Genomic DNA, 1,179 nt, shown 5'->3' with positions numbered 1-1,179 from the left:
GCACCCACCCCGGTGAAAGACCCGGACAGTGCTGTCAGTCAACAAGTAAGCGGAACCTTGAGACTGGGTTCCAAGGAACTGTCTAGGGGCGTCTTGACAGCGCCTTTGCGAGTCCATCTGTGGATTGCGCAAGAATCCCCCGACTTTAGTCGGGGGAGTGTCAATGCCCTCATGCCAAGCCTCTTAGCCCGGCAACAGAGAACTCCCTCAACATCGGGGCTGTCTCGGCCCAGGCGGTCATAGCCCTAGCCCCTCTGCCAGAGGGGGAGGGGAGCGGCAGGCAGTATACAGTTTTGCTGCATCTTGCCTAACCAGCGAGCTATAGACTGGGAAGGAGGTAGGCTGGCAGCGCGACTGCTTTTTCCGGCAAATACCTGGGAGGGCAGGAAGGAGAGTGGCGAAGATACCCATCTGGCTACAGGGAGTGAGCTATGCCATCTATGGCTTTCTCTACCTGCCGATTCTGTTGATCGTCGTCTACTCGTTTAACCGCGCCCGCTTTGGCCTGGCGTGGACGGGTTTTACCTTCGATTGGTACTTGGCTCTCTTTCGCAATGCGGCAGTTTGGCAGGCAACCCAAAATACGTTCCTCTTGGCCTTGGTCAGCACCCTGGTGAGCACGGTGCTGGGATCCCTCTTGGGCTATGGCCTCTACCGCTACCGTTTCCCCGGCCAAAAGATTGTGCAGGGGTTGCTGCTGTTGCCGGTCACTGTCCCGGATATTGTGATGGCGATTACGCTGCTGCTGTTTTACCAGTTTGTGCGCGCCTACACCGGCTGGTTTGAGCTGGGCTTGGGAACGATGATCCTGGCCCACATCACCTTTCAGATTGCCTTTGTGGCCATCGTGGTGCGCAGCCGCCTGCAGCTTTTGGATCCCGCTTTGGAGGAAGCCGCCTACGACCTTTACGCCAACACCTGGCAGAAGCTGCGCTATGTAACCTTGCCCCTGGCCAGGCCGGGGATCCTGGCCGCGGCGCTGCTGGCCTTTACCCTCTCCATCGATGACTTTGTCATCTCCTTTTTCACCAGCGGGCCGGAAAGCCAGACCCTGCCCATCCTCATCTACAGCACGGCGCGGCGGGGGGTGACGCCGGAGATCAACGCCCTCTCCACCGTGATTATCCTGGCTACCTTGGTCGTGGTGATGGGGTTTCCCCTGCTCAGCCGCTCCCGCTA

General features: G+C 58.9%; 1 protein-coding gene. It reads left to right on the top strand.

Features of this window, described 5'->3' with window-relative positions; all coding sequences use genetic code 11:
* Positions 1-394 precede the first annotated feature (394 nt).
* Positions 395-1,179: ABC transporter permease (locus NW863_RS07875; RefSeq protein ID WP_414365675.1), on the top strand; the 785-nt coding region annotated here is incomplete at its 3' end.

It is taken from the genome of Synechococcus sp. B60.1, from assembly GCF_047462555.1.
Taxonomy (GTDB): Bacteria; Cyanobacteriota; Cyanobacteriia; order Thermostichales; family Thermostichaceae; genus Thermostichus.
The sequence above is the reverse complement of the archived record's forward strand: the minus strand, read 5'-3'. Positions and strand labels throughout refer to the sequence as shown.